At 36.3% G+C, this 25,815-nt stretch carries 20 protein-coding genes; 14 read left to right on the plus strand and 6 right to left on the minus strand.

Annotated elements, in window-relative coordinates; genetic code table 11:
* Window positions 1-63: 63 nt before the first annotated feature.
* The gene (locus CHRYMOREF3P_RS11825) at window positions 64-1,452 is read right to left on the minus strand and encodes an MAC/perforin domain-containing protein (protein ID WP_077418796.1); all 1,389 of its coding nucleotides are present in this window, start codon (window positions 1,450-1,452) and stop codon (window positions 64-66) included.
* 440 nt (window positions 1,453-1,892) lie between these two features.
* Here CHRYMOREF3P_RS11825 and gltX point away from each other — a divergent pair, with 440 nt between their 5' ends.
* Window positions 1,893-3,401 carry a glutamate--tRNA ligase gene (gltX, locus tag CHRYMOREF3P_RS11830; RefSeq protein ID WP_180564707.1) on the plus strand — a complete coding sequence of 503 codons (1,509 nt, stop codon included), beginning with the start codon at window positions 1,893-1,895 and terminating at the stop codon, window positions 3,399-3,401.
* 49 nt (window positions 3,402-3,450) lie between these two features.
* On the plus strand, window positions 3,451-4,407 hold the full coding sequence (locus tag CHRYMOREF3P_RS11835; RefSeq protein ID WP_047385949.1) for an acetyl-CoA carboxylase carboxyltransferase subunit alpha: 957 nt from the start codon (window positions 3,451-3,453) through the stop codon (window positions 4,405-4,407).
* Window positions 4,408-4,463: 56 nt separating this feature from the next.
* Here the strand turns inward: CHRYMOREF3P_RS11835 and CHRYMOREF3P_RS11840 are convergent, their stop codons facing one another.
* Window positions 4,464-5,249 carry a DUF6759 domain-containing protein gene (locus tag CHRYMOREF3P_RS11840; RefSeq protein ID WP_077418794.1) on the minus strand — a complete coding sequence of 262 codons (786 nt, stop codon included), beginning with the start codon at window positions 5,247-5,249 and terminating at the stop codon, window positions 4,464-4,466.
* 145 nt (window positions 5,250-5,394) lie between these two features.
* Here CHRYMOREF3P_RS11840 and tsf point away from each other — a divergent pair, with 145 nt between their 5' ends.
* The 9 genes from tsf to CHRYMOREF3P_RS11885 all read left to right on the plus strand — a co-directional run bounded on the left by tsf (window position 5,395) and on the right by CHRYMOREF3P_RS11885 (window position 17,383).
* Window positions 5,395-6,219 carry a translation elongation factor Ts gene (tsf, locus tag CHRYMOREF3P_RS11845; protein ID WP_047385945.1) on the plus strand — a complete coding sequence of 275 codons (825 nt, stop codon included), beginning with the start codon at window positions 5,395-5,397 and terminating at the stop codon, window positions 6,217-6,219.
* 388 nt (window positions 6,220-6,607) lie between these two features.
* Window positions 6,608-9,430 (plus strand): gliding motility-associated C-terminal domain-containing protein, encoded by a 2,823-nt coding sequence (locus CHRYMOREF3P_RS11850; protein WP_077418793.1) that lies wholly within the window; start codon window positions 6,608-6,610, stop codon window positions 9,428-9,430.
* A gap of 114 nt (window positions 9,431-9,544) precedes the next feature.
* Window positions 9,545-12,943 (plus strand): T9SS type B sorting domain-containing protein, encoded by a 3,399-nt coding sequence (locus CHRYMOREF3P_RS11855; RefSeq protein ID WP_180564708.1) that lies wholly within the window; start codon window positions 9,545-9,547, stop codon window positions 12,941-12,943.
* Window positions 12,944-13,144: 201 nt separating this feature from the next.
* Window positions 13,145-13,939, plus strand: a complete 795-nt coding sequence (locus CHRYMOREF3P_RS11860; RefSeq protein ID WP_077418792.1) for a hypothetical protein — start codon at window positions 13,145-13,147, stop codon at window positions 13,937-13,939.
* 284 nt (window positions 13,940-14,223) lie between these two features.
* Window positions 14,224-14,988, plus strand: coding sequence for a DUF6759 domain-containing protein (locus tag CHRYMOREF3P_RS11865; RefSeq protein ID WP_077418791.1), 765 nt, complete (start codon window positions 14,224-14,226; stop codon window positions 14,986-14,988).
* A 96-nt stretch (window positions 14,989-15,084) separates the two neighbouring features.
* Window positions 15,085-15,762, plus strand: coding sequence for a tRNA (guanosine(46)-N7)-methyltransferase TrmB (gene trmB / locus CHRYMOREF3P_RS11870; protein WP_077418790.1), 678 nt, complete (start codon window positions 15,085-15,087; stop codon window positions 15,760-15,762).
* A 19-nt stretch (window positions 15,763-15,781) separates the two neighbouring features.
* A complete protein-coding gene (locus CHRYMOREF3P_RS11875) occupies window positions 15,782-16,483 on the plus strand; it encodes a DUF6759 domain-containing protein (protein WP_180564709.1) in 702 nt (233 codons plus the stop codon).
* Window positions 16,484-16,489: 6 nt separating this feature from the next.
* A complete protein-coding gene (locus tag CHRYMOREF3P_RS11880; protein ID WP_077418788.1) occupies window positions 16,490-16,930 on the plus strand; it encodes a DUF6759 domain-containing protein in 441 nt (146 codons plus the stop codon).
* Window positions 16,931-17,194: 264 nt separating this feature from the next.
* Entirely contained in the window at window positions 17,195-17,383 is a 189-nt protein-coding gene (locus CHRYMOREF3P_RS11885; RefSeq protein ID WP_139348586.1) for a bacteriocin-like protein, read from the plus strand.
* Between the two features lie 66 nt (window positions 17,384-17,449).
* On the opposite strand, the gene rpsB is transcribed toward CHRYMOREF3P_RS11885, so the two are convergent.
* The 3 genes from rpsB to rplM form a co-directional block, all read right to left on the minus strand.
* On the minus strand, window positions 17,450-18,211 hold the full coding sequence (gene rpsB / locus CHRYMOREF3P_RS11890; protein WP_047373581.1) for a 30S ribosomal protein S2: 762 nt from the start codon (window positions 18,209-18,211) through the stop codon (window positions 17,450-17,452).
* A 187-nt stretch (window positions 18,212-18,398) separates the two neighbouring features.
* The gene (gene rpsI / locus CHRYMOREF3P_RS11895; RefSeq protein WP_047385930.1) at window positions 18,399-18,785 is read right to left on the minus strand and encodes a 30S ribosomal protein S9; all 387 of its coding nucleotides are present in this window, start codon (window positions 18,783-18,785) and stop codon (window positions 18,399-18,401) included.
* A 6-nt stretch (window positions 18,786-18,791) separates the two neighbouring features.
* Complete coding sequence (rplM, locus tag CHRYMOREF3P_RS11900) at window positions 18,792-19,247, minus strand: 50S ribosomal protein L13 (protein WP_047385928.1); 456 nt, start codon at window positions 19,245-19,247, stop codon at window positions 18,792-18,794.
* Window positions 19,248-19,594: 347 nt separating this feature from the next.
* Between rplM and CHRYMOREF3P_RS11905 the strand changes: the two genes are divergently transcribed.
* Window positions 19,595-20,707, plus strand: coding sequence for a DUF3667 domain-containing protein (locus CHRYMOREF3P_RS11905; protein ID WP_077418787.1), 1,113 nt, complete (start codon window positions 19,595-19,597; stop codon window positions 20,705-20,707).
* Here the strand turns inward: CHRYMOREF3P_RS11905 and CHRYMOREF3P_RS11910 are convergent.
* Entirely contained in the window at window positions 20,704-21,036 is a 333-nt protein-coding gene (locus CHRYMOREF3P_RS11910) for a hypothetical protein (RefSeq protein ID WP_077419348.1), read from the minus strand. The two genes, CHRYMOREF3P_RS11905 and CHRYMOREF3P_RS11910, sit on opposite strands and share 4 nt — an antisense overlap.
* A 249-nt stretch (window positions 21,037-21,285) precedes the next feature.
* On the opposite strand from CHRYMOREF3P_RS11910, the gene CHRYMOREF3P_RS11915 reads away from it, so the two are divergent.
* Both CHRYMOREF3P_RS11915 and CHRYMOREF3P_RS11920 read left to right on the plus strand, forming a co-directional pair.
* Window positions 21,286-24,633 carry a methylmalonyl-CoA mutase family protein gene (locus tag CHRYMOREF3P_RS11915; protein ID WP_077418786.1) on the plus strand — a complete coding sequence of 1,116 codons (3,348 nt, stop codon included), beginning with the start codon at window positions 21,286-21,288 and terminating at the stop codon, window positions 24,631-24,633.
* Between the two features lie 91 nt (window positions 24,634-24,724).
* Window positions 24,725-25,783, plus strand: a complete 1,059-nt coding sequence (locus CHRYMOREF3P_RS11920) for a hypothetical protein (RefSeq protein ID WP_180564710.1) — start codon at window positions 24,725-24,727, stop codon at window positions 25,781-25,783.
* The last annotated feature ends 32 nt before the right edge of the window (window positions 25,784-25,815 follow it).

Genomic DNA, 25,815 nt, shown 5'->3' on the forward strand with positions numbered 1-25,815 from the left:
CGTTGTATAAAGAAACCGTCTCAAAGCTGAGACGGTTTTTTGTAAAATATTAATATTATCTAGTTAGTATGCGTAGAATTCAATTCCTTCAGAAACATAACCAGAAGGTCTTACACTTGATCTTGAATAATAATGATCTTTCCCATTCCAATATCTATAAATAGGAACTGTATTAGGCTGTTGAGTAGCAAAAGCATTAAACTCAATTCCCTCATCTACATACCCCTGATAATATCCAGGAGTTTTTGTATAGTAGTGATCTTTCCCATTATAATATCTATAAACAGGAACTGTATTTGGAGCTTTATATAAGAATGCGTTGAACTCTGTTCCTTCATAAGAATAGCCACTGTAGCTTCCCGGAGTTTTTGTATAATAATGATCTACTCCGTTGTAATATCTGTATACCGGAATGGTATTGAATTCCATATAAACTTTATTGTCTATCAGATACTGATCTACATAAGCCTTAAGCTGAGCTTTTTTAGCAGCATCTTTCACTAAGTCATAGATAATAACCAATCCGTTGTTTCCGAAATCTACCAAAACAGAATTGCTCGTATTAGAGCTGTTCTGCCAGTTGGAAAAGTTGATTTTTGGATTTGACATATCAAGATTCAGTTCTCCTAATAACCCTTTTGATGGATCTCCTCCTCTTGTTTTAAAGGATAATTTTTTAGAATAGTTCATAGAGGATTCTGAAGTATTCACATCATTGGTTACATCTACATCAAAGATATCTTTCATTCCTACTTTTACTCCAATTCTTGCAGCACGGTCACGGCTCTGGCTTCTTGTTTCCGCCTGGAATAAAACATCAAGTTTTGCTCCTGTATAGATATCAAGTGTTACGTGAGTTCCATAGTCCTGTACAATTTGTTGTGGCGTTTTTGTCTGCAGATCCTGAACAAATTCTGGAGTAAGATAGTCTCCCAACATGTCTGTAGTTGCATTGAATCTTACTCTTTTTTGTTTAATGGTAAGGTTATAACTTCCGTAGATGTATTTTCCTTCAAACTTATTGTTTGTAGTTACTGCAGAGTTAAATCCTACTGAAAGTGTTTTCTTGAATAATGGAATACCGGCAGTAACATTCACTTTGGTTGAAACCATTTTAGAATATGCCTCAGCATTTTCACCATATTCTTCAGTATATTCCTGTGAGAAAGTGTTTTCGCTGATCAATCTGTTTGTCTGCTCCACTTTAAAACGATCAATATCAATCACTTTAAAACCAGCTGCAGTTGCATTGGCATATTCACCGGCAACATTATAACCATGCCCTAAGACATCGTAAATTCCGTCTCCTGCAAATTTGGCTGCTGATAATCGGTGATTAGCTTTTGCCGCCGGGCTTTCAGGTGTTGCCTCATTGCTCAGTTCTTCCGTTGAACATGAACTCATGAAAAGCATCAGTAAACTACTGAAGCAAAATAAAATTTGTTTTTTCATAGTATTAATTAAAAGTTTCCGGCAAATATAATATTCAACACTTAGTGAAAAAAGGAATCACACAATGATATATATCATTATTTAGTGAATTCAAATATGGTTTAACACACCATTAATAAAGAAACAATATATCATTTATTTGTGATTTAATAACAAAAACAAATTATAAAAACCAACTTTATTACATCCATTAGAAGACACAAACATTAATATAATACTTTTCCTTTATGAGCTTAATTTTCATAATATGATCAGTCATACATGATCCTCCATGAATTAAAATCATAATCCGAAATAATAAGATTGAAAGCTTTAAAACAGTATTTCACGAAAATCCGCAGAAATAAATACAAAAATTGGAATTAAAAAAAAGAATACCAGGTCATAAATCACCTCTTAAACGCATAATTTTAAGTAAATTTGCAAAAATTAAAATTGAAATGGAGAAAGTAAGAGTACGTTTTGCTCCAAGTCCTACAGGACCATTACATTTGGGAGGCGTAAGAACCGCATTATATGATTATCTTTTTGCTAAAAACCAGGGAGGGGAATTTGTATTGAGAATTGAAGATACAGATACTGCCAGATATGTGGAAGGAGCTGAAGAATATATTGAAGAAGCTTTGGAATGGTGCGGAATCATCCCGGATGAAAGTCCTAAGAAAGGAGGAAAATTTGCTCCTTACAGACAGTCTGAAAGAAGAGACATCTATGACCGCTATACGGAGCAGATTTTAAAAACAGATTATGCTTATATTGCTTTTGATACTGCAGAAGAACTGGATGCCATTCGTGCACAATATGAAGCCAAAGGTGATGTTTTCTCATATGACAATAAAACAAGAAACGGTCTTAGAAACAGCCTGACACTTTCTGAAGAAGAAGTTAAAAAACTACTAGACGAAAAGACTCCGTATGTCGTAAGATTCAAAATGCCTGTTGACAGAGTATTAAATCTTGAGGATATCATTCGTGGAAAATTCTCTGTAAATACAAATACTTTAGATGATAAAGTTTTGGTAAAGAATGACGGAATGCCGACTTATCATTTCGCCAACATCATTGATGACCATGAAATGGAAATCTCTCACGTCATCCGTGGAGAAGAATGGCTGCCATCTTTAGGACTCCACACTTTATTATATGAAGCAATGCAGTGGGAAGCACCACAGTTTGCACACCTTTCTTTAATTTTAAAACCTGAAGGAAAAGGAAAACTAAGTAAAAGAGATGGAGATAAATTTGGATTTCCGGTATTCCCGCTTGACTTCAAAGATCCAGCTACTGGCATAGTTTCCAAAGGATACAGAGAAAACGGTTATCTTCCTGATGCTTTCATCAATATGGTAGCATTATTGGGATGGTCTCCGGCAGATGATAAAGAAATTCTTCCTTTAGAGGAAATGATTAAGGAATTTGACCTTCATAAAGTACATAAAGCGGGAGCAAGATTTAGTAAAGAAAAATCGGAGTGGTTCAACCATCAGTATATTCAGATGAAATCTGACGAAGAGCTTCTTCAGATATTGAAAAACACAGCTATTGATTTTGCAGGAGCTTCTGATGAAAAACTGTTGAAAGTAATTCATCTGATGAAAGAAAGAGCAACTTTCCCTAAAGACATCTATGAAAACGGAAAATTCTTCTTTGAAGCTCCGGCTTCTTATGATGAAAAAGCATCTAAAAAAGCATGGAATGATGAAACATCTGCAATTTTAGCAGAATTGGCATCAGCTTTTGCATCTACAGACTTTACTTCAGAGACATTGAAACATACAATGCATGATTTCGCGGAAAGCAAAGGACTGGGTATGGGTAAAGTAATGATGCCGCTACGTTTGGCTTTAGTAGGAGAATTAAAAGGACCGGACGTTCCCGATATCCTGGAAACCCTTGGTAAAGAGGAAAGTACCTCCAGAATAAGCAATGCTATAAATAATTTTAAATAGAATAACCATAATTTTTCATACATTTGAAAGATTTAATTTACTTCAAGAAATGGAATATTTAAGTTTCGAACTTCCTATCAAAGAATTGATGGATCAATACCAGACGTGTTCTTTAGTAGGAGAAGAAAGTGGTGTTGATGTAAAATTAGCATGCAGCCAGATTGAGGATAAGATTTTAGAAAAGAAAAAAGAAATCTATGGAAATCTTACACCTTGGCAAAGAGTACAACTGTCCCGTCACCCGGATCGTCCTTATACATTGGATTATATCAACGGAATGGCAGACAAAGGCAGTTTCTTAGAACTTCATGGAGATAGAAATTTCGCTGATGATCCGGCAATGATTGGAGGATTGATTACCCTTGATGGTCAAAAAGTAATGATCATAGGGACTCAAAAAGGAAGAACAACTAAAGAAAGACAGTACAGAAGATTTGGGATGCCAAATCCTGAGGGATACAGAAAAGCTTTAAGACTAATGAAGCTTGCTGAAAAATTCAATATTCCTGTGGTAACTTTGGTAGATACACCGGGAGCATATCCAGGATTGGAAGCTGAAGAAAGAGGACAGGGAGAAGCTATTGCAAGAAATATTTTTGAAATGGTTCAGCTGAAAACTCCTATCTTCACTTACATCATTGGAGAAGGTGCCAGTGGTGGTGCATTAGGAATAGGTGTTGGAAATAAAGTGTATATGTTGGAAAATACATGGTATACTGTAATTGCACCGGAAAGTTGCTCTTCTATCTTATGGAGAAACTGGGATCACAAGGAAGATGCAGCCAATGCATTGAACCTTACTCCAGCAGATGCCTTAAGAGAAAAGTTCATCGACGGAATCATTGAGGAACCACTTGGTGGAGCTCAGTATGATCAGGAGACTACCTACCTAAATCTGAAAAATTCAATTTTACAAAACATCAAAGCTTTCTCCAAATTTACAGGACAGGAGCTTGAAACCCAGAGACAAGATAAATTCATTGCGATGGGTCAGTTTAAAGGATAAAAATAAAAAGGTTAAGAATTTCTTCTTAACCTTTTTTACTTTAGCTTTCTTCTATTCTAATCTGCAACATTAAGTGCTATTTCAATATCCTGGCTAATCTTTTTCAAAGCAGAATATTTGGCATCACATACCATTGTTGTCATGACATACTCTCCTTTATCTACCAGAATAAAGTTCTCTCCTTTTGCAGGAACACTCAGATTATAATATTTTTTACCGCTTATCTTTACAATAAGATTGCAGGTAGATCTGTTTTTAATATTGATATAAGCTTCATTTTTGCTAGTGTCATTATTAAAAAGATGGGTAAGCATTGCTGCTGTTCTTTTATTTTCTTCACTTGGGCCTGCTTTAGATGCTCCTGTAGAAGTACCGGCACTTTTTGCTGAGCCGGCAGAACCTACCGATGCAAACGTAGTTGTTCTTCTTTCTTCTTTTAAAGCTTCAATAGCAGCTGCTGTATTATTAGAAACAGGCTTGCCATTCGCTGTATAAGTTTTATTTGCAGCAAGTGTTTTACCGCTGTTTAACTCATTATTCTTAACGATATTTTCAATTTTTTCTTTACTGATTGGTCTAATTGTAGGTTTTGCTTCCGGAGAATTACCTGCCATAATAATATCAATAAGTTTTCTTTTAAAATAATCAGTTTTAGCATGTCCAGGATTCTGCTTCAAAAAGCCTGCAATTACTCTGGCTTCTTTTGAAATCTCAGCTTCCTGCTCTGTATAGATAATTACAGTTTCTTTTTCAACAACAGCTTTAGATTTTGTTTTTTTCTTTTTTTGGGAAAAACCAAGTGAGAAAATGCATATAAATAGAAGGAATAAGATTTTTTTCATTAATCAAATCTTTAAAATAGTATTAAATATATTAATAACGTGAAAAGTCATTTTTTAGTTTATCATTAAAATCATTATCTTTGCACTGCTCTAAATTTAAGCTAAAAATTAATACTAATCTTAAATAAAAAAAATAATAGATATTATGTCTTATACACCAGCTGCTGCAGACGTAGCAAAATTGAGAAACCAAACAGGTGCAGGTATGATGGACTGCAAGAAAGCTCTAGTTGAAGCTGAAGGAGACTTCGAAAAAGCGGTAGATATCCTTAGAAAAAAAGGACAAAAAGTTGCTGCTAACAGAGCTGACAGAGAATCTGCTGAAGGTGCAGTAATCGCAAGAGTAAACGAAGACAACACTTTAGGTGTAGTTATCTCTCTAAACTGCGAAACTGACTTCGTTGCTAAAAATGAAGCTTTCATCGAGCTAGCTTACGAATTAGCTGAGATGGCTATCTTCGCTGCTACTAAAGAAGAGCTTTTAGCTACTGATTTCCACGGAATGACTGTTGCTGAGAAATTAGTAGAGCAAACAGGAGTTATCGGTGAGAAAATCGAAATCGGATCTTTCGAAAGAATCCAGGGAGATTTCTTAGGAGCTTACATCCACGCTGGAAACAAAATCGCTGCAATCTCTTCTCTTTCTGCTAAAGTAGACGGAGCTGACGAAGCTGCTAAAGCTGTTTCTATGCAGGTTGCTGCTATGAACCCAATTGCTTTGGACGAAACAAGAGTTTCTCAGGAGACTATTGATAAAGAATTAGAGATCGAAAGACATAAACTTACTGAAGAAGGTAAGCCTGCTAACATTATCGACAATATCCTTAAAGGTAAAATGCAGAGATTCTACAAAGATAACACTTTGGTACACCAGGACTTCATTAAAGACGGAAGTATCTCAGTTGCTGATTATGTAAAATCTGTAAATGCAGATCTAAAAGTAACAGGATTTGTAAGAGTAAGCCTATAAGCTTATTATCTTCAAAAAAATATTGAATCCCGGTGAATTTCACCGGGATTTTTTTATTCACAAAACCCTTCAACTACAATATTACACAAACTGATATCGGGCGGAATTAAGCAGAATCTCACCATTGAAGCTGCTGGCCGGTAAAGAGCATCCATTTATAAGCCTTTCTGATAAAATTGTATTCATCGGAAAATCGAATAAAATAAGTCCTAATAAAGAGATATATTTACATATTATCAGACAGACTGATTTGAAATCGAATTACCAGTTTCATATTCAAGATGGCATTTATTTAAAAATTGGTAATATTTTTTTAACATTTATTTACATTTTATTAAAAGTATTTCATTTTTTATTTTAATTTTGTAGAAATCCTAATTCCATACACATGAAAAGATTTCTACTCAGTTTGGTATTAATTTTTTTTACAATTAATACACTCTTTGCACAAAGGGATACCGAGCATTGGATTGCTCCTTATTATGACAGTGTCGGAGGGTATAACAATATGCTATACCTATCCACTGATTCACCAACTCCCATTGATGTAACCATTTACAATAATAACGCCGTAGTTACTACGGTTACCATCAGTAAAACTAACCCACAAACCTATAAGGTTACTAACAGCCTTATTTCTACAGGTACCTCTACTGATGCATTCAATGTGGGCAATAAAGGACTTTATCTAAAAGCAGCAAAACCTTTCTACTGCAGTTTAAGACTTGCTCAAAGTGTTCACGGGGAAGTAATTACCAGTAAAGGAAGGGCAGGAATTGGAAAAACATTCTTTGTTGCTACTGCTCCCAATACCAATACCAGCAGTATTCAAAACTTTACAGCAGGTGTACTTGCCACTGAAGATAATACCAATGTAACCGTTTCATGGAACCCTACTGCCGGAGTAGTTTTTATCAATGGAACTCCTACTGGTAACACTCAATCTTTTACATTGCAGAAAGGACAATCTTTCATTCTTGCAGGATCCGGAACTCAGTCTGCAAACAAGACAGGCTTTATCGGTGCAAAAATAGTTGCTGACAAACCGGTAACACTTACCAACGGAAGCTGTAATGCTAACTTCTCCACTGCCCCTTCAGGAAGTGATCCGGTTCTGGATCAGTCTGTACCTGTTGACAGGCTTGGAAATACTTTTGCAATGGTAAAAACAAGGTCTACTGCTCCTAACCTAAATATGGAAGGAGGGCTTATTGTTGCCACTGAAGATAATACTGATGTGTTTTTAAATGGAGGTGGTACTTCTGTTGCGACACTTGCTGCCGGAGAATGGTACAGAATAAATGAAACCAGCTATGTGGCTCAAGGTACTTCAGGGCATTCAAATATGTTCATTTCTACTACTAAAAATGTATACCTATACCAATTTATTGGAATTATGGGAAGTGATGCTACGAACGGATTCAACTATATACCCCCATTGAACTGTTTCCTTCCGAGAAAAATTGATGAAATCGGAAAGATCAATGAAATGCCTATTGGTACAGGAGGAGCCAGTGCTGTTCAGGATATTATTGTAAAATTAAATATTTTAACAGAGACAGGAGCAACAGTAATGGTAAATGATAACCCAGTTGCAGCGACAGACGGCCCCTATCCGGTAGCAGGAAATACTAACTGGGTAACGTATGGGATCACCGGAGTAACAGGAAATATTAAAATTACTTCTACAAAGGCTGTAACAGCAGGTATCAACGGAGGATTTAGTTCCGCAGGATACGGAGGTTACTTTGCCGGATTCTCATCTATCCCTGTAATTGCTAAAAAGACAGGTGAATGTGTACCGGGAATCGTTCTTGAACTTGATGATGGGTATGAAACATACCAATGGTACCGTGACGGAGTAATTATTCCGGGTGCAACTTCTTATACCTATACTCCTACACAATCAGGAAATTATACCGTAAAAGTAACAATGGGAACATGCCCTCCTGTGACAACTCCTATCTATAAAGTACAAACCTGTTTAAAGGAAACAACTCAAGCGCTTAATGCTTGTTCTACTAAAATTATTACCCCTGCGTTTACTTCGTCAACACAGACTGTGGTACCGACTACCGTAGTAATTTTAACTCCTCCTACAAAAGGAACAGCAGTGGTTAATCCAAACGGAACAATCACTTATACCCCAAATCCTGGATATTTAGGACCTGATAAAATAGTTTATAAATTCTGTGGAAACTCAGTTGAGTTTACAGATTGTGAGCAGATAACACTAAACCTTACTGTAGTACCATTCATTGTAACGGATACTTCTATTAAGGCATGCTGGTATGATGTAGCTCCATACGCTTATTTTGATCTTACGAAAGCTAAAGTAACAGATTATAATGCCGTTACTAAAAAATACTACCGTACTCTGAATGACCTTACTGCAGGTATCAATGAAATCACAACACCAGATAACTTCCCTTCAACAGGAGGATTTGTATATGTGAAAGTAACAACTGCTGAAGGATGTACAGCAAATGCAAAAATCGAATTAATTGTACTTCCAATCAAAAAATCTCCGATATTGGTAGATCAATATATCTGTATGGATGCTAAAACCAACCTGGATGCTGGTTCCGGATATGACTCTTACCAATGGAGCACAGGCGCTACCACTTCAGGTATCAGAGATATAGGTGTTGGAGAATACACGGTAATACTTGGTAAGAACGGATGTTTCCTTACTCAGACAGTAAAAGTTAAAAAAGTTGAAGATCCGGTAATCCAAACGATTGAGCTCAACAACAATACCGCAACAGTAATTGTAAGCGGAGGTAAAGCACCTTATAAATATGCCGTTGACGGAACTGCTAACTGGCAGGATTCAAATACCTTCACAGGCTTAACAAGAGGACAACATACTTTCTATGTAAAAGACTTCTATAACTGTACTCCTACTGAGGTAGAAATTACAGTTCCTAATCTATTGAATGCCATTACTCCTAATGGAGATAACGTAAATGACTATATAGATTACAGTGAGCTTGCTTATAAAGAAAACCTAAGTTTTGTAGTATATGACAGATATGGAAATATGGTATTTACCGGAAATAAATTCAACAACTACAGATGGGACGGAAAACACTTTGATAAGAAACTTGGAACAGGAACATATTGGTATCATATCAACTGGACTGAATCCAATAAAGAAAAGACTCCAATAAAATATACAGGTTGGATTCTTGTTAAAAACAGAGAGTAATAATTAGTTAAAACCATAATGGTAAGCCACGATTTCATAATCGTGGCTTTTTTATTACATTTTCAAGCATTTAATACTTTTTATTATTAAATTTGTGATAAATACTACTACTGAATGAAGAAAATTCTATCTTTTTTATTTATATTTTATATTTTCACCTCTGCTTTTGCCCAATTGGACCGAGAGCATTGGTTTTCTCCGATGGTAGACAGGACCGGCGCTCCCAATCCTTATCAGAAACTGTATTTATCCACCAGCAGAACAACTCCTTTTCCTGTAAATATTTATAACAATAATGTTCTCATCGGAACGGTGAACATCAGTAAAAATAATCCACAGAAATTCGATGTACTAAGGAATTATATAATTACCACACAGCAGACGGATTTATTTACCCCTACAACCAAAGGGTTATATCTTAAAGCAGAATTTCCTTTTTATGCCAATTTAAGGTTCTCGGTATTCAACCACGCAGAAATTATCACTTCCAAAGGGATTCCTTCCACAGGAAAAACATTTTATGCAGCCTCCGCTCCTATTACGGTGAGCAACAATATTCTGAACTTCATGACCAGTGTACTGGCAACTGAAGATAACACAACCGTTACCATTTCCGGATACAACCCTGCCGTTCAGTTTTCTAATGGAACAACAGGAGCCACCAATCCGACAATGACTTTCACTTTAAATAAGGGACAGTCTTACATCATTGACGGAATGGGGGATATAGCAGGAAACTTTGATGGTTTCATCGGCTCTAAAATTATTTCAAACAAACCTGTCAATGTTACCAATGGAAATTTTAACGGGCAATATGCAGGAAATTTCCCCTCCAGTTCTGATATTTTAATGGACCAGGCAGTACCTGTCAACAGGCTTGGAAATGAATTTGCCCTTGTAAAAGGTAACGGCCCGCTTGGTTCCAATATGGAAGGCGCTGTCGTTATTGCTACAGAGGACAACACTCAGATCTTTGTCAATAATGAAATACCTCCCGTAGCTACCATTAATGCAGGAAAATACTTCGTTATTCCTGATTCCAAATATATCCTTCAGGGAAACGGACATTATAATTTATATCTAAAAACATCAAAAAATGCTTATGTCTACCAGATTTTAGCCGGAGATTCAAATTCGGGAAATGAAACGGCTACCGGAGGATTCAATTTCATTCCGGCTTTGAACTGCTACCTTCCGAAACAGATTAATGAACTGGGGCTTATCAATGAAAATTTTGTTCATTCCAATGGTAATCCCAGCGGTATTCTGAACATCCCAACAAAACTAAATCTTATAACAGAAAGGGGAGCGATTATTACAGTAAATGGAGCCAATCCTCCTGCGGTAACAGGTCCTTACAATATGACCGGAACTACCAACTGGGTTACTTATGGAATTCCCAATGTGACGGGTACTATTACTGTGGTTTCAAACAAGGCCATTATGGCAGGCATAACTGCCGGAAGTGATGCCGTAGGATATGGAGGTTTTTTCGCCGGTTTTCCTACGCAGCCCGTTATCTTACAATCAGGCGACGGCTGTATTCCTGGTATTGTTCTTACTGTGGATCCACTTATCTATGACACTTATCAATGGTATAGAAACGGCACACTTGTTCCGGGAGCTACGGCATCTTCAATTACCCCTACACTACCCGGAAATTATACCTGTTCTGTAACAATGGGAAGCTGCGCACCTTTAATTACTGAAAAATTTAAGGTTCTGAATTGTACAAAACTCAGCAATGCTTCCTACAATGTATGCACTTCACAGACTATAACACCTACCTTCAGTACTTCATCACAAACTCCTGTTCCTGGCACGGTAGCGATTACAACAGCTCCTTCTTTGGGTACTGCTGTGATAAACCCTGTTACAGGAATCATTACTTATACTGTAAATACTCCCGGTACATCAGGAACAGATACATTCACTTATACATTCTGCGGAAATGATCCGGACTTTCCGGATTGTGAAACAATAACAGTTACCATCAATATTCAGGCGCTTACAGTAATGAATACAACATTATTTGCCTGTGATATCAACGGACAGGGAACATTCAATTTGACGACAGCAAATATTACTAATAACTCCCCCGTTACAATTACTTACTATCCTACTCTTCTGGATGCTCAGAATGAAAATGCCGCAGCATTGATCACCAATACTACAGCTTATCCTGCACCTAATGGAACAATCATATATGCTGTTGTAAAGAACAATATTGGATGTAAAAGTATCGCGCAGATCACATTGTCTCTTTACAATAAAGCGATTGTCCTGGACAACTACAATGGTATTTTCTGTGATGATAACCTGGACGGAACTGTTACTCTCATCCTTTCCAATGTCACTCCTATTGTACTTAATAATCCTAATTATTTTACCAATGTAAGATATTATGCAAATCTGGCGGATGCTAACGCAGGAAACAATAATACTCTTCCTAACAGCTGGAGTTATACCGCAACAACTACCATTTACATCAGAGTAGATTCTCCGGATGGCTGTGCTTCTGTGATCAAGCCTTTACAGTTCAGTATCGGAGCTAAAGTAACATTAATTACCAAAACTGTTACGGAAAGTGTTTGTGATGATGACCTGGATGGAATAAAAAGTGTGAACTTGGCTCAGTTTATCCCCCAGTTTACTTTAGATCCCAATGTTACTTTCACTTTTCATGCAACCTTGGCGGATGCTCAGAATAATGTGAACATCGTTTCATCACCTGTTAATATTACAAATTCACAAATCTATTATATCCGTTTTGAAAAAAATGGGGTTTGTCCGGAAGTAGGGACTCTTAAAATCAACATTAAAATTCCTAAAAAGTCGGATGTATTACAAGATAAAGCCATTTGTCCGAAAACCACTACCACACTGGATGCAGGACCTGGCTTTGAAAGATACTTGTGGAGCACGGGAGCTACTACCCCTTCCATCACCAATGTTGCCCCTGGAAGTTATTGGGTAGAGCTTACCTTCAATGGCTGTGTTTACAAACAATATGTGAATGTTACAGAATTGCCGCTTCCTATGATTACGTCTATTGAAATTGATGGTACAACGGTAAAAGTCGGAGTAAGTGGTGGTATCCCGCCTTATGAATATTCTTTGGATGGTGTGGTATGGCAGAGTTCCAATGTATTCTACAATGTACCAAGAGGAGCGCACAATGTATTTGTAAGAGACTCTAAAATGTGTGAAGAAGTAAAGAAACCATTTGCCATTATTAACCTGATCAACACAATTACTCCGAATGGAGATGGTTATAACGAAGGAATAGACTATTCTGCTTTAATGGCCAATGATAATCTTGTATTCAGGATCTTTGACCGGTACGGTGCGGAAGTCTTCAGAGGAACTCCTGAAAACAGATATACCTGGGACGGAAGAATAGGTGGAAGATATGTCCCTACAGCAACCTATTGGTATTTTATCACCTGGACAGAGTATGGTTCTTCCCTCACTGTAAAATATTCAAGCTGGCTGCTTGTAAAACATAGGTAAAAAAGAAGCCGGAAGAAAGAAAGCTGAATTTTCAGCGGTGCTTTCTTCCGGCTTCTTTACTTATATACACACTTTTTTAAGGCAACTGTAAATTTCTAACAGTCCTTAACAGTTTAATGTTAAAGTTTAATATAACTTTAACCACTATTCTTCATCTAACTAGACAAAATTGCTATATTTCTATGTAATTTTGCGCATTATATGAAGAAACTGTTTACTCTACTGCTATTGGTTTTTCTGGCAAAAATTAATGCTCAAATATATTCCGGAGAGGTATTTCTGAGAGACAACTCTATTTTATATCTCAATCAGGTATATGTCACTAACCTAAATACCCAGAAAACCGTTCTTACGGACTTTAATGGTAATTTTAATATCCCTGCCAATACCGGAGATGTGATCCGGTTTACTTCTATTGTTACGGAAAGAAAAGATATTAAGCTCACGCCTCAATCTATGACACAAAAAAATCTGGTTGAGCTAAAAATTGCGTACTATGAAATTCAGGAAATTGTACTCAGCAGGTTCAAACCTACCGGAAACCTTCGGTATGATGTCAATTCTTTAAGAAAAGAAGACAAAGCACATGCTCTTAAGAAAGTAATCGGGCTTCCGGAGCCCAAAGGTGACGGAACTCCTCCTGAACTTCCTGTTGCCGGATTGCGAGATGGCGGGCTTACCTTCAGTCTTGAAAGTATCTATGATATTCTTTCCGGTGAGAGAAAGAAAAAACAGCGTTATCAGGAATACGAAAGAATGAACAGTTCCGTTACACAGATCAAAAACTATCTGGGGAAAGATTATTTCACAAGGTTTAAAATTCCTGAGAATTTAATTGATAATTTCCTTCAATTCGTTTATACTTCTGAAAATATTCAGGCTTATGTATTGGCCGGAAATTTTGAAGCCATAAAGATTCCTATTGAAAAATATCTGCCAATCTATCAGAAGAGACTTAGAAGTTCACATCTTCAGGAAGTTGTAAGCAGTAATTAAAGAAATAATTCCAATATATATAAATAATCCATGTCTTTCACATGGATTATTTTTTTTGAAATAAACAGAAATTCCGTGGTATAACCCTTCCACACTACATCCAATACAGATTATTCAACTTTTATTACATATCATTCTTCAATATTCAAAAATATGTTTAATTTTATCTCACAAACAGGTGTTTAAAAATAAAAACACTTGTATTTCGTTATCCAAATAAAAACTAACCAACCCAAAACGCAAATTAAGAGAGAAGCACCTATTTTTTAACTTAATATTAATTAATGAAACAAGTACTTTTACTTCTTTGCTGTATGTTTTTCTTTACTATGTCTGCTCAAAAAAAAGGGAAAGACTATAGTAATATTCTGAAAAGTAAGAATATCTATGAAATCAATGCCTTCTTAAGAGATGCCCATCCTGATGATCCGCGGAGATCTGTTCTGAAACCAAGGGTAATGGATATGATGAAAGAATACATCAAAGATGCACATCCAGCCGATCAGAAAGTAAAAGATATGCAGGAAATGCTTGCCATGCTAAGGAGAAGACCTTCCACAAAGATCACCTTTGATGAAATGAATGCGATCATCAAGCAGAAGCAAATTGCCAAATACAAGGCCGAATTAGCTGCAAAACAGCCTAGCACTGCTTATACTCCGAGCACCGCACAGAATACATTTGTTGTAAATGCTTCAGCCAATACAGCAATTCCCAATGCTGAAGCAGAAGAATTCAATATGCTTATGACTGTATCTCCCATAGAGCACAAAAATAAAACGGTAAAAATCCTCAACTCTTTGTTTGATAATGACCCCAATTCTAAAGAATGTATTGTTCTGATTCAAAATAAATCAGATTGTAATATCATTGTAAGAATGGAAGGTGTAGGTACAACCAAGTACAGACTGGCAGTACCTGCTCAGGGTGAAGGTTCAATTGTTATAGAAAAAGGCCAGTATCTTTTCACCAGCCTGGTTTGTGGTGCTCAATATGCTTCACAAAAAACAATTGAAAGACCTATTATGGTGGCTTTAGGAAGCCAGTAGCTACAATCATACACGGATTATCTCTCTGTCTTTTACTTTCAAAAGACAGAGATTCTCCATAAATTTTCACTATTTTTGCACTCATTTTATAACTCAATGGGCAAGAATAAATTAGCAAGATTTGCAGAAAACAAAATATTACCAAATGTAATCCAACCTACAAGGGAAGATGCCTTACAAGGTTTTAAACTTAAGGGAAAATGGAGAGAAAATTTCTTCAAAAATGACAATCCAATTGTATTGGAATTAGGTTGTGGAAAAGGAGAATATTCTGTAGGACTCGCAAAAACATTTCCTGAAAAAAACTTTATCGGAATTGATATTAAAGGGGCAAGATTCTGGTTTGGAGCTAAAGAAGCGGTAGACAGCAACATGAATAATGTGGCTTTTCTGAGATCACAGATCGAGCTTGTTGATCATTTTTTTGCTGAAAATGAAGTAGATGAAATCTGGATTACATTCCCGGATCCACAGATCAAATACAGAAGAACAAAGCACAGATTGACTCACCCTGATTTCTTAAACCGATACAAAAAGTTTCTGAAGCCTGGCGGTATTATTCATTTAAAAACTGATTCAGAATTTTTACATGGATATACACTGGGATATCTGCAGGGGGCTGGCTATGAAATCATTAGTGCCCATCATGATATCTACGGAGCACCAGAATATGACCCTGATACGGAGCACCTTAGAGACATTAAAACCTATTATGAAGAACTTTTCTCAGCGAAAGGAAAAACAATTACTTACATTAAATTCCGGATAAGCTGATGAAGTAAAATAATAATTGATGAAAAAAAAACTTTTCCCTGTTTTCTTTTTATTCTTCACATTTTTGTTCCCCAACTCAATATCTGCTCAGAAAAAAGGAGGTAATGACATCCTGAAAAGCATTGATATTAAAGAAATTGAAGAGTATATTAAGAACACCCATCCTGATGATCCAAAGAAAAGCGTGCTAAAACCTAAGCTTATCGCTTTAAAAAACGCAGAATGGACAAAAGGAGCCCGTACAGCCAAGCCGATGGAAGCAAGGCCTATTATCTCCGATATTCCTAAAAGTATCATGAGAAACCCTCATTCAGATGATGCTGAGGAGTTTAAAAAGCTCATCGCTGAAACCTCTGCTGAGCACAAAGAAAAAACGGTGAAACTTCTGAATGCAATGTTCAATGAAGATATTACCCGCAAGGAAGCAATACTCTTATTCAAAAATAATTCAGACTGCAATATTGTACTGAGGATTGAAGGAAAAGATTATTACAATCTTGCCGTTCCCGCTCACGGAGAAAATTTCATTGTGATCAATAAGGGTTCATATATGCTCAACAGCAATATCTGCGATATGAAATACATCTCCCAGAAAGACATTAAAAAAAGTATATTTGTAACGATTGATAATCCAAGACTCCCTGACACAGAAGCAAAACCCTCCAAAAAGGAACCTGCCAAAGTAAAGAAGTCTTCGAAAAAAAGAAAAACCAAAAAGTAAACTAGTATGAAAAGACTATTAGTTTTTGCCGGGATTTCAATGATCCTTGCCAGCTGTAATGTAAATTATGGCAGTTATCCGGTAAGAACCTCCTACCCTTCCTCTACCAGTAATTCAGGTAACGGAGCCAATACGGAAAGAGAATATAACGAACTTATAAAGACCTATAAACCGGAAACAGCAGACGTTCTTAATGATCTTCTTAACAATGATGATCCGAAAAATCCCAGAACCTCCATTTCAGTAGAAAACAAATCTCCATGCAACATGGTACTTACGGTAAGCGGAAATAATTTCTTCAAGAAAATCCCTATCGGCTCTGGAAAAGTAGGATATACAATGGTTCCTAAAAATCAAAACTACAGATTATCCGGACTTATTTGTAACTCGACCTATCAGTCTACAAAGTTTGTCACAACCTCATATTCTATAAAGCTTTCAAACTAAAATATGACCCACAGATTTCTGTGGGTTTTTATTTTTAATGTTCTTTCTTATTCTAAACCAACTAAAAACGTTAAAGTCGTCTGAACAGACTCATTTCATCGCTTTAAAAGCGATCACAAAATCCCATTATTAAAAGTTTAAACGAAGTAAAATGAAAAATATCTCATTGTAAATCATACACATAAAAATATTTCCATATATTTAGAAATATAATTGCGGTATCCGAAAAGCATATAGAGTAGGAAAAAAGCTAAAACTAAAACCATGAAAAATTTAAAAAAAGTCTCAAGAAGTGAGCTAAGAACCATCAAAGGAGGATACAGAAGTTGTATAGACGGCTGTAATATAGAAATGGGAGAAATGTGCTGCAGCGGCGTATGCAGAATTGGAGTCGTTGTACCAACAACAGATCCTGATTTCCCTGAATTAACGGTATGCCCTAAAAAACCTTAGTTATAAACAACAAAAAAACGCTGGATCGAAATCCAGCGTTTTTCCTATAGTAAAGAAAATCTTTAATTATTCTGCATCGAAGTCAGCATCTTTATCAGCAGATACTACTTCTCCTTCTTCTTTAGATTTTTCTTTATCAGCTTTTCTTTGAGACTGACCTTCTTTGATAGATTCTGAAACAATGCTCAAGATCATATCGATAGATTTAGAAGCATCATCGTTTCCTGGGATAACGAAATCAACTTTTCTAGGGTCAGAGTTTGTATCAACAATACCGAAAACTGGAATACCTAATTTCTTAGCTTCAGTTACAGCGATGTGTTCTCTCAAGATATCTACAACGAAGATTGCAGAAGGAAGACGAACCATGTCAGAGATAGAACCTAAGTTCTTTTCTAAGTTAGCTCTTTGTCTGTCAACTTGTAATCTTTCTTTTTTAGATAAAGTTTCGAACGTACCGTCTTTTTTCATTTTGTCGATAGCATTCATCTTCTTTACAGCCTTTCTGATAGTAACGAAATTCGTTAACATACCTCCTGGCCATCTTTCTGTAATATAAGGCATATTAAGTTCAGAAGCGTGTTTTGCAACAACTTCTTTCGCTTGCTTCTTAGTAGCTACGAAAAGAACTTTTTTACCTGCAGAAGTTAATTTTTCTAAAGCGCTGCAAGCTTCATCTAATTTAACTGCTGTTTTATGTAAGTCTACAATGTGAATACCGTTTTTCTCCATAAAAATGTATGGAGCCATATTTGGGTTCCACTTTCTAGTCATGTGACCGAAGTGTACGCCAGCCTCTAAAAGGTCTTTTACATTTGCTTTTGCCATGTTTTCTGTTTTTGTTAGTTTACTTTCCGTCTTTTAAACAATCAACAACTTCTTTAGATGGGAGAAGCGTTTGGATGCTAAACGTAACGGGCAATTTTTTTGTTTAGATAAAATAGAACCAAGAACCATGAGCCAAGATCTGAGAGCAAAGTCTTGAATCTTGTGTATGATATCCTGAATCCCGAAATTAACGTTTTGAGAATTGGAATCTCTTTCTTGCTTTTTTCTGACCTGGCTTCTTTCTTTCCACCATTCTTGCGTCTCTTGTAAGTAAACCAGCTGGTTTCAATGCTAATCTGAATTCAGCGTTGATTTCGCATAAAGCTCTTGAAATACCCAATCTGATAGCCTCTGCCTGACCTGTATTACCACCACCGAATACGTTTACGGTAACGTCATACTGGCCAACAGTCTCAGAAAGGATAAACGGTTGGTTCAATTTATAAACCATCACGTCTGTAGAGAAATATTCTTTAGCATCTTTACCGTTTACTGTAATAACACCAGAACCTGGTCTTACATAAACTCTTGCTACAGAAGTTTTTCTTCTTCCGATTTTGTGAACTATAGACATAATTAATTATTTAAATTCGTTAACATTAATTGTTTTAGGCTGTTGAGCTTCATGTTTGTGCTCAGTTCCTTCATATAAATAAAGGTTCTTAAGGATAGCAGATCCTAATCTGTTTTTAGGCAACATACCTTTTACAGACTTCTCTAATACCTTTAAAGAATCTTTCTTTTGAAGTTCAGCCGCAGTCATAGACTTCTGTCCACCAGGGTATCCTGTATGCCAGATATAAGTCTTATCAGCCCACTTGTTTCCGGAAAGTGTAATTTTCCCAGCATTCAAAACGATAACGTTATCACCACAATCTACGTGAGGTGTAAAGTTCGTTTTGTGCTTACCTCTCAAAATCTTTGCAACCGTAGAAGCTAGTCTACCTAACGGCTGTCCTTCAGCGTCTACCACAACCCATTCTTTATTCGCAGTAGCTTTGTTCGCTGAAACAGTTTTGTAACTTAATGTATTCACACGTTTTAGTTAAAGATTAAACATAATTTACCCCTAAAAGGGTGTGCAAAGGTACACATTATTTTTGTAACCCAAAAACATATTTTATTTTATCTATATAATCATGGTTACACACCCCTATATCAATAGATTTTAACACTATTATAATTTGGCATGCATCTTGTAAAATGTTGTGGCGATGAAAAAAACGCTCAGAAGATTCTAAAAACACAAGTGATACAGCAAAGAGTTCATTCCCTCAACTCTTTCTTTTATTAAATTTACTTTAAAGATTTCCATAAAAGACATTAATATAATTACAGTTTCGCTGAAATAATTATATTTGTGTCAATCATATTTCATAATCCATGAGCCACGGAAAACTAAGAGATGATAAAACCTGCCTGAACTGCGGACATCAGGTTGATGAAAGATTTTGCCCACACTGCGGACAGGAAAATATTGAAAGCAGACAGCCCTTTCATTTTCTCTTTACTCATTTCATTGAGGATTTCACCCATTATGACGGGCAGTTCTGGAAAACTATGCAGTATCTGTTTACCCGTCCGGGGACACTTACCAAAGAATATCTGGCTGGTAAAAGACAATTGTATGTTGCTCCTGTAAAGCTGTACATATTCATAAGCTTCATTACATTTTTTCTACCCAACATCTTACCTCACGCCAAAGAAGAAACAGAAAGACCAAGCCAGATAAAAAAAGAAACAAAGGCAAAAAAGCCAAAAGAAATTTCACAAGACATTGTAAAAGATTTACAAAAAGAAGGCGTTCTGTCCCATGAAGTAGCAACAAATACTCAAAAGGTGTTGGATACTTTAAAAACTTTGGATACCCTAAAAATTAAAGACACCCGAGAAAAGACTGAACTTTTTGACCGTACGTTCGATACGAAAGAAGAGTCTATTATGAATGCCTATACAATAAAACAGTATGATTCTATACTTGCAAAGGATAAAACAGGGATATATTCATTAGCGAGACCCCTGGCAGAAAAAGCTTTTTCTTTAAAGGAAGAAGGATACAGCAAACATCAGATCTGGGAAAAATATAAAGACAATTTCATTCATACGATTCCTAAAGCGCTCTTTGTATACCTTCCTATATTTGCATTCTTTTTATGGCTATTCCATAACAAGAAAAAATGGTGGTACTTTGACCACGGTATATTTACCCTTCACTATTTCTCTTTCCTTTTATTAGGAATATTAGTATTTATAGTAGGAGAAAAGATAGTAAGCTTTCTTCCGGACAATAATATACTTACCCTGTTATATGTTTTAGCCTGTATAGCACTGGCAGTCTATATGACGATCTATTTCTTTGTAGCACATCACAGGGTATATGAAACAAAAAAAAGAATAAGCATACTCAAAGGTTCCTTATTATTTATTATTAACTATATCGGATTACTTCTGATGTTTATGATACTGATGTACTTAAGCTTTATTATGCTTCATTAATTTCTAAGGGATTTATTCCCTCTGAAACTCGCAAATAAATAATACGCAACGAAAACAGTAGAAAATTTCAGGATAGATGGAATTGCCAATTCAAGATTAAAAATTAAAGCTCCTACAAGAACAAGAATTCCCATTCCTATAAAAGACAGTCCTAATTTCTTAGGTAGTGAAAAATTGGGTGTATCAAGATAATAAGCAAGTCCCCAGGCAGAACCAAAGGCAACAGCATAATAAATATCCAGTCCGATATTCTCTGAACTTAAAAAGAAATAGTTGATCAGGAAGCTAATTACGGTTCCTAATCCAAAGTACATCAAAGCTTTTTGCATGTCTGTAAAAATATTCTGCAAAAGTAGAGAATTTAATTTGAGAATGTAAAGATGAGGAGCTTTGAAAGCGAAGTCACTGCAACTTGTTTTAACTCTGTGGTTTCCCAACTTTCAAAGTATCCTGCTCAAAAAGGGGATATATAATTAAATAAACACAAACAATCAATTGATAATCAAAAGAATAAAATCAAACACATGGTTCTTTTTTTATTGTTATATTTGAAAACTTAGAAACTTTCTAGAATTTTTATGGAAACCCAAAAATATACTCCAACCAACAAGGTAAGAATCGTAACTGCTGCCTCATTATTTGATGGGCATGATGCTGCGATCAATATTATGCGTCGTGTTATTCAGGGAACAGGATGCGAAGTGATCCATTTAGGACACGATAAATCAGCAGAGGAAGTTGTAAATACAGCAATCCAGGAAGATGCCAATGCTATTGCATTAACTTCATATCAGGGAGGTCACACAGAATATTTCAAATATATCTACGACCTGTTGAGAGAAAAAAATTCACCACAGATCAAAATTTTTGGCGGTGGTGGCGGTGTAATCCTTCCGGAAGAGATCAAAGATCTGATGTCTTATGGAATAGACAGAATTTATTCTCCGGATGACGGTCGTGAACTTGGTCTTCAGGGAATGATTGATGATCTTGTGCACAGATCAGATTTTGCGACAGGAAAAGATGTAACTGCAGAAGACCTGGATGCCATCAGTTTTGAAAACTCAACAAGCATCGCCAGTATTATCTCTGCTGTTGAAAACTTCTCAGAAGAAAAACCTGAGCTTGTAAAAGCAATTGACGAAAAGTCTAAAGATTTAACCATTCCAATTATTGGTATTACAGGTACTGGAGGAGCTGGTAAGTCTTCTTTAACAGATGAATTGGTAAGACGTTTCTTACGTTCAAATACTGATAAGAAAATTGCCATTATCTCTATTGACCCTTCAAAAAAGAAAACCGGAGGGGCTTTATTAGGAGACAGAATCCGTATGAACGCGATCAATGATCCTAGAGTGTATATGCGTTCTATGGCAACGAGAGAAAATAACGTTTCCGTTTCTCCATTCATTCATTCTGCTTTGAATGTACTGAAACTGGCTCATCCTGATGTTATCATCCTTGAAACTTCAGGGATCGGGCAGTCTGGTTCAGAAGTATCAGATTTTGCCGATGTTTCTATGTATGTAATGACTCCTGAATATGGAGCGTCTACACAGCTGGAAAAAATCGACATGTTGGACTATGCGGATCTTGTCGCATTAAATAAATCTGACAAAAGAGGGGCTCTTGATGCTCTTCAGGCGGTAAGAAAACAGTTCCAGAGAAACCACCTTTTATGGGAAAGTCCATTAGAAGATATGCCTGTATATGCTACAAAAGCATCTCAGTTTAATGACCACGGAACAACGGAACTCTACAACAGATTGGTTTCTAAAGTAAACGAAAAGTTTGCTGATTTAAAACTAAATACATTCGTAGAACAGGAAATCACAGACGAAGTAACAATTATTCCTCCAAAAAGAGTTCGTTACCTTTCTGAAATTGTTGAAAACAACAAGCAATACGACATCAATATCGAAAAACAGGCTGAGCTGGCCAGAACAATGTATCATATTGAAGGCGTAAAAAAAATAATTTCCAATGAGGTGTTAGAGGCTGAATATCAAAAGGCAGAAAAACATCTTCAACAGGATAATATCGACTTCCTGAAGACATGGGATGATACTAAAAAAGCTTTCCAGGAAGAATTCTACTCTTATTTTGTAAGAGGAAAAGAGATTAAGGTGGAAACTTCTACAGAATCCTTATCTCATTTGAGAATTCCAAAAATTGCATTACCAAAATACAATGACTGGGGTGATCTGATCCAATGGAAAGGACAGGAAAACCTTCCGGGAAGTTTCCCTTATACAGCAGGAATTTATCCGTTCAAGAGAACCGGTGAGGATCCGACAAGAATGTTTGCTGGAGAAGGAGGTCCCGAAAGAACCAACAGAAGATTCCATTATGTTTCTGCAGAAATGCCTGCAAAACGTTTATCCACAGCATTTGACTCGGTAACTTTATATGGTCAGGATCCTGCTTTACCACCGGATATTTATGGTAAAATCGGAAATGCAGGAGTTTCTATTGCAACATTGGATGATGCTAAAAAACTGTATTCCGGATTTGATCTGGTTAATGCACTGACTTCGGTTTCCATGACGATCAACGGTCCTGCACCGATGCTATTGGCTTTCTTTATGAATGCTGCCATTGATCAGAATGTTGAAAAATATATCAAAGAAAACGGTTTAGAAGCTAAAGTAGAGGCTAAACTTAAGGAGAAATTTGACGATAAAGGTTTAGAAAGACCAAAATATAAAGGCGAACTTCCTCCATCCAATAATGGTTTAGGATTACAGCTTTTAGGATTAACGGGTGATGAAGTAATTCCTGCAAATGTATACGCAGAAATTAAAGCTAAAACGATTGCTACCGTTCGTGGTACCGTTCAGGCTGATATCTTAAAAGAAGACCAGGCTCAGAATACGTGTATCTTCTCTACTGAATTTGCCCTTAGACTCATGGGTGACGTTCAGGAATATTTCATCCGAGAGAAAGTAAGAAACTTCTACTCTGTTTCCATTTCAGGATATCATATTGCTGAAGCAGGAGCAAACCCAGTTTCTCAATTGGCATTCACCCTGGCCAACGGTTTCACTTATGTGGAATATTACTTAAGCCGTGGAATGGACATCAATGATTTTGCACCGAACTTATCTTTCTTCTTCTCCAATGGTATCGACCCTGAGTATTCGGTAATCGGACGTGTAGCAAGAAGAATCTGGGCAAAAGCTATGAAATTAAAATACGGAGCTGACGAAAGAAGCCAGATGCTGAAATATCACATTCAAACTTCAGGACGTTCTCTTCACGCTCAGGAAATTGATTTCAATGACATCAGAACAACTCTTCAGGCGCTTTATGCGATCTATGATAACTGTAATTCACTTCATACCAATGCTTATGATGAGGCGATCACGACTCCTACTGAGCAATCTGTAAGAAGAGCGATGGCAATTCAGTTGATCATCAACAAGGAATTAGGACTGGCTAAAAACGAAAATCCGCTTCAGGGATCATTTATCATTGAAGAATTAACGGATCTTGTGGAAGAAGCTGTATATACAGAATTTGACAGAATTACTGAAAGAGGTGGTGTTCTTGGAGCTATGGAAACAATGTATCAGCGTTCAAAAATCCAGGAAGAATCTATGCATTACGAATGGCTGAAGCACACCGGTGAATATCCGATTATCGGGGTAAATACATTCTTAGGAAAAGATGGCTCACCAACTGTTTTACCAGGGGAAGTTATCCGTTCTACTGAAGAAGAAAAACAATCACAGATTGAATCTCTACACAACTTCCAGCAAGCGAATGACGACAGATCTGAAGAAGCTCTGAAACAACTTCAGCATGCAGCCATCAACCAGCAAAATTTATTTGAAGTAATGATGGATGCTGTAAAATACTGCTCTCTAGGACAAATTACCAACGCTTTATTTGAAGTGGGTGGTAAATACAGAAGAAATATGTAAACCGTAATTGGGCATACATTTTTTATAAATCAAACCTCAAAGAAATTCTTTGAGGTTTTTTTGTATTTTTAATTTTAAAAACTAATTAACAATGAAAAAGATAACCATGAACATTAATTTTGAGAAAACCCTGCTCTTAATCCTCATTTGTCTTACATCTGCTTTATGGAGCCAGAAACGTACCGAACCATTTACTATAAGCCTTCCCAGCCACAAAGTAGAGAAAAGCTACTATAAAATGATAACACTTATTGATAAAAGAGAAGATACCACTTCTTTAGGAATTGTACAGCAGGGAATGCTGAATGCCAAAGCTAAAGTGATTCCCACCTCCAGTATATCAAGCCAATTTCAAAGTATCCTGAACAGCATCAATGGAGATGATACCGAAGATGGAATGATGGTTCTGTACCTGAAACAATTATACTTTGCGGAGGTTACTGCCAAACTCAGCGAGCATGGCTACTGCTATTTTCAGGGGTTTCTGTTTTCAAAAAACAATGATGGAACTTACTCTTTGATGGATCAGACCGATACAGTAATTGATATCAAAGCAACTGATGTTACCACAAAAACACTTGAAAAAGGAAGCGAAATGCTCGTAGATTTCATCAGTAAAAACGCATCTAAAAAGCCAGAAACAACCAATTCTTATACAATTGAACAAGTAAAGAACTTTGATAATACCGCCAAGCAGTCAATCAGTTTTTACAATTCACCTCAACTGAAAGATGGAGTATATAAAAACTATAACTCTTTAAAGAATCAACAGCCGGACCAAGAAATCGCAAATGTCAAATTCTACGGTAATGCTCCAAAAATTGTAAGAATCTATGAAATGGCAGACGGCAAAGAAAAAGAAATCAAAAAAGATAATATCTATGCTATCGTGTATAAAGGAGAACCATACATCTACCTTTCCATAGAAAACCTTTTTACCAAGGCGGTAAAGAAAGATAATGATTACTATTTTATCGGAAAAATAAGGTCGAATCCCAATACGGGAAGTATGATGCTGACTGGAGCTGCATTCTTTGGTGCCATTGGTGTTCTGATTATGAGCAATCCAGCCTATCCTTTTGAAATGAAGATAGATTACTTCAATGGTGGATTTGTTCCGATCAAAGAAATTCAAAACAAAAATTATTAACCCACAAAATCTCCTTACTTTTGGGAGTTTTT

Origin of the sequence: Chryseobacterium sp. JV274, from assembly GCF_903969135.1 — a bacterium.
In the GTDB taxonomy this organism is placed as follows: Bacteria; Bacteroidota; Bacteroidia; order Flavobacteriales; family Weeksellaceae; genus Chryseobacterium.

What these genes read in the sequence shown, in the direction of transcription:
- CHRYMOREF3P_RS11825 (WP_077418796.1), bottom strand. Translation starts at nt 1,452, where the DNA reads ATGAAAAAACAAATTTTATTTTGCTTCAGTAGTTTACTGATGCTTTTC.
- gltX (WP_180564707.1), top strand. Translation starts at nt 1,893, where the DNA reads ATGGAGAAAGTAAGAGTACGTTTTGCTCCAAGTCCTACAGGACCATTA.
- CHRYMOREF3P_RS11835 (WP_047385949.1), top strand. Translation starts at nt 3,451, where the DNA reads ATGGAATATTTAAGTTTCGAACTTCCTATCAAAGAATTGATGGATCAA.
- CHRYMOREF3P_RS11840 (WP_077418794.1), bottom strand. Translation starts at nt 5,249, where the DNA reads ATGAAAAAAATCTTATTCCTTCTATTTATATGCATTTTCTCACTTGGT.
- tsf (WP_047385945.1), top strand. Translation starts at nt 5,395, where the DNA reads ATGTCTTATACACCAGCTGCTGCAGACGTAGCAAAATTGAGAAACCAA.
- CHRYMOREF3P_RS11850 (WP_077418793.1), top strand. Translation starts at nt 6,608, where the DNA reads ATGAAAAGATTTCTACTCAGTTTGGTATTAATTTTTTTTACAATTAAT.
- CHRYMOREF3P_RS11855 (WP_180564708.1), top strand. Translation starts at nt 9,545, where the DNA reads ATGAAGAAAATTCTATCTTTTTTATTTATATTTTATATTTTCACCTCT.
- CHRYMOREF3P_RS11860 (WP_077418792.1), top strand. Translation starts at nt 13,145, where the DNA reads ATGAAGAAACTGTTTACTCTACTGCTATTGGTTTTTCTGGCAAAAATT.
- CHRYMOREF3P_RS11865 (WP_077418791.1), top strand. Translation starts at nt 14,224, where the DNA reads ATGAAACAAGTACTTTTACTTCTTTGCTGTATGTTTTTCTTTACTATG.
- trmB (WP_077418790.1), top strand. Translation starts at nt 15,085, where the DNA reads ATGGGCAAGAATAAATTAGCAAGATTTGCAGAAAACAAAATATTACCA.
- CHRYMOREF3P_RS11875 (WP_180564709.1), top strand. Translation starts at nt 15,782, where the DNA reads ATGAAAAAAAAACTTTTCCCTGTTTTCTTTTTATTCTTCACATTTTTG.
- CHRYMOREF3P_RS11880 (WP_077418788.1), top strand. Translation starts at nt 16,490, where the DNA reads ATGAAAAGACTATTAGTTTTTGCCGGGATTTCAATGATCCTTGCCAGC.
- CHRYMOREF3P_RS11885 (WP_139348586.1), top strand. Translation starts at nt 17,195, where the DNA reads ATGAAAAATTTAAAAAAAGTCTCAAGAAGTGAGCTAAGAACCATCAAA.
- rpsB (WP_047373581.1), bottom strand. Translation starts at nt 18,211, where the DNA reads ATGGCAAAAGCAAATGTAAAAGACCTTTTAGAGGCTGGCGTACACTTC.
- rpsI (WP_047385930.1), bottom strand. Translation starts at nt 18,785, where the DNA reads ATGTCTATAGTTCACAAAATCGGAAGAAGAAAAACTTCTGTAGCAAGA.
- CHRYMOREF3P_RS11905 (WP_077418787.1), top strand. Translation starts at nt 19,595, where the DNA reads ATGAGCCACGGAAAACTAAGAGATGATAAAACCTGCCTGAACTGCGGA.
- CHRYMOREF3P_RS11910 (WP_077419348.1), bottom strand. Translation starts at nt 21,036, where the DNA reads ATGCAAAAAGCTTTGATGTACTTTGGATTAGGAACCGTAATTAGCTTC.
- CHRYMOREF3P_RS11915 (WP_077418786.1), top strand. Translation starts at nt 21,286, where the DNA reads ATGGAAACCCAAAAATATACTCCAACCAACAAGGTAAGAATCGTAACT.
- CHRYMOREF3P_RS11920 (WP_180564710.1), top strand. Translation starts at nt 24,725, where the DNA reads ATGAAAAAGATAACCATGAACATTAATTTTGAGAAAACCCTGCTCTTA.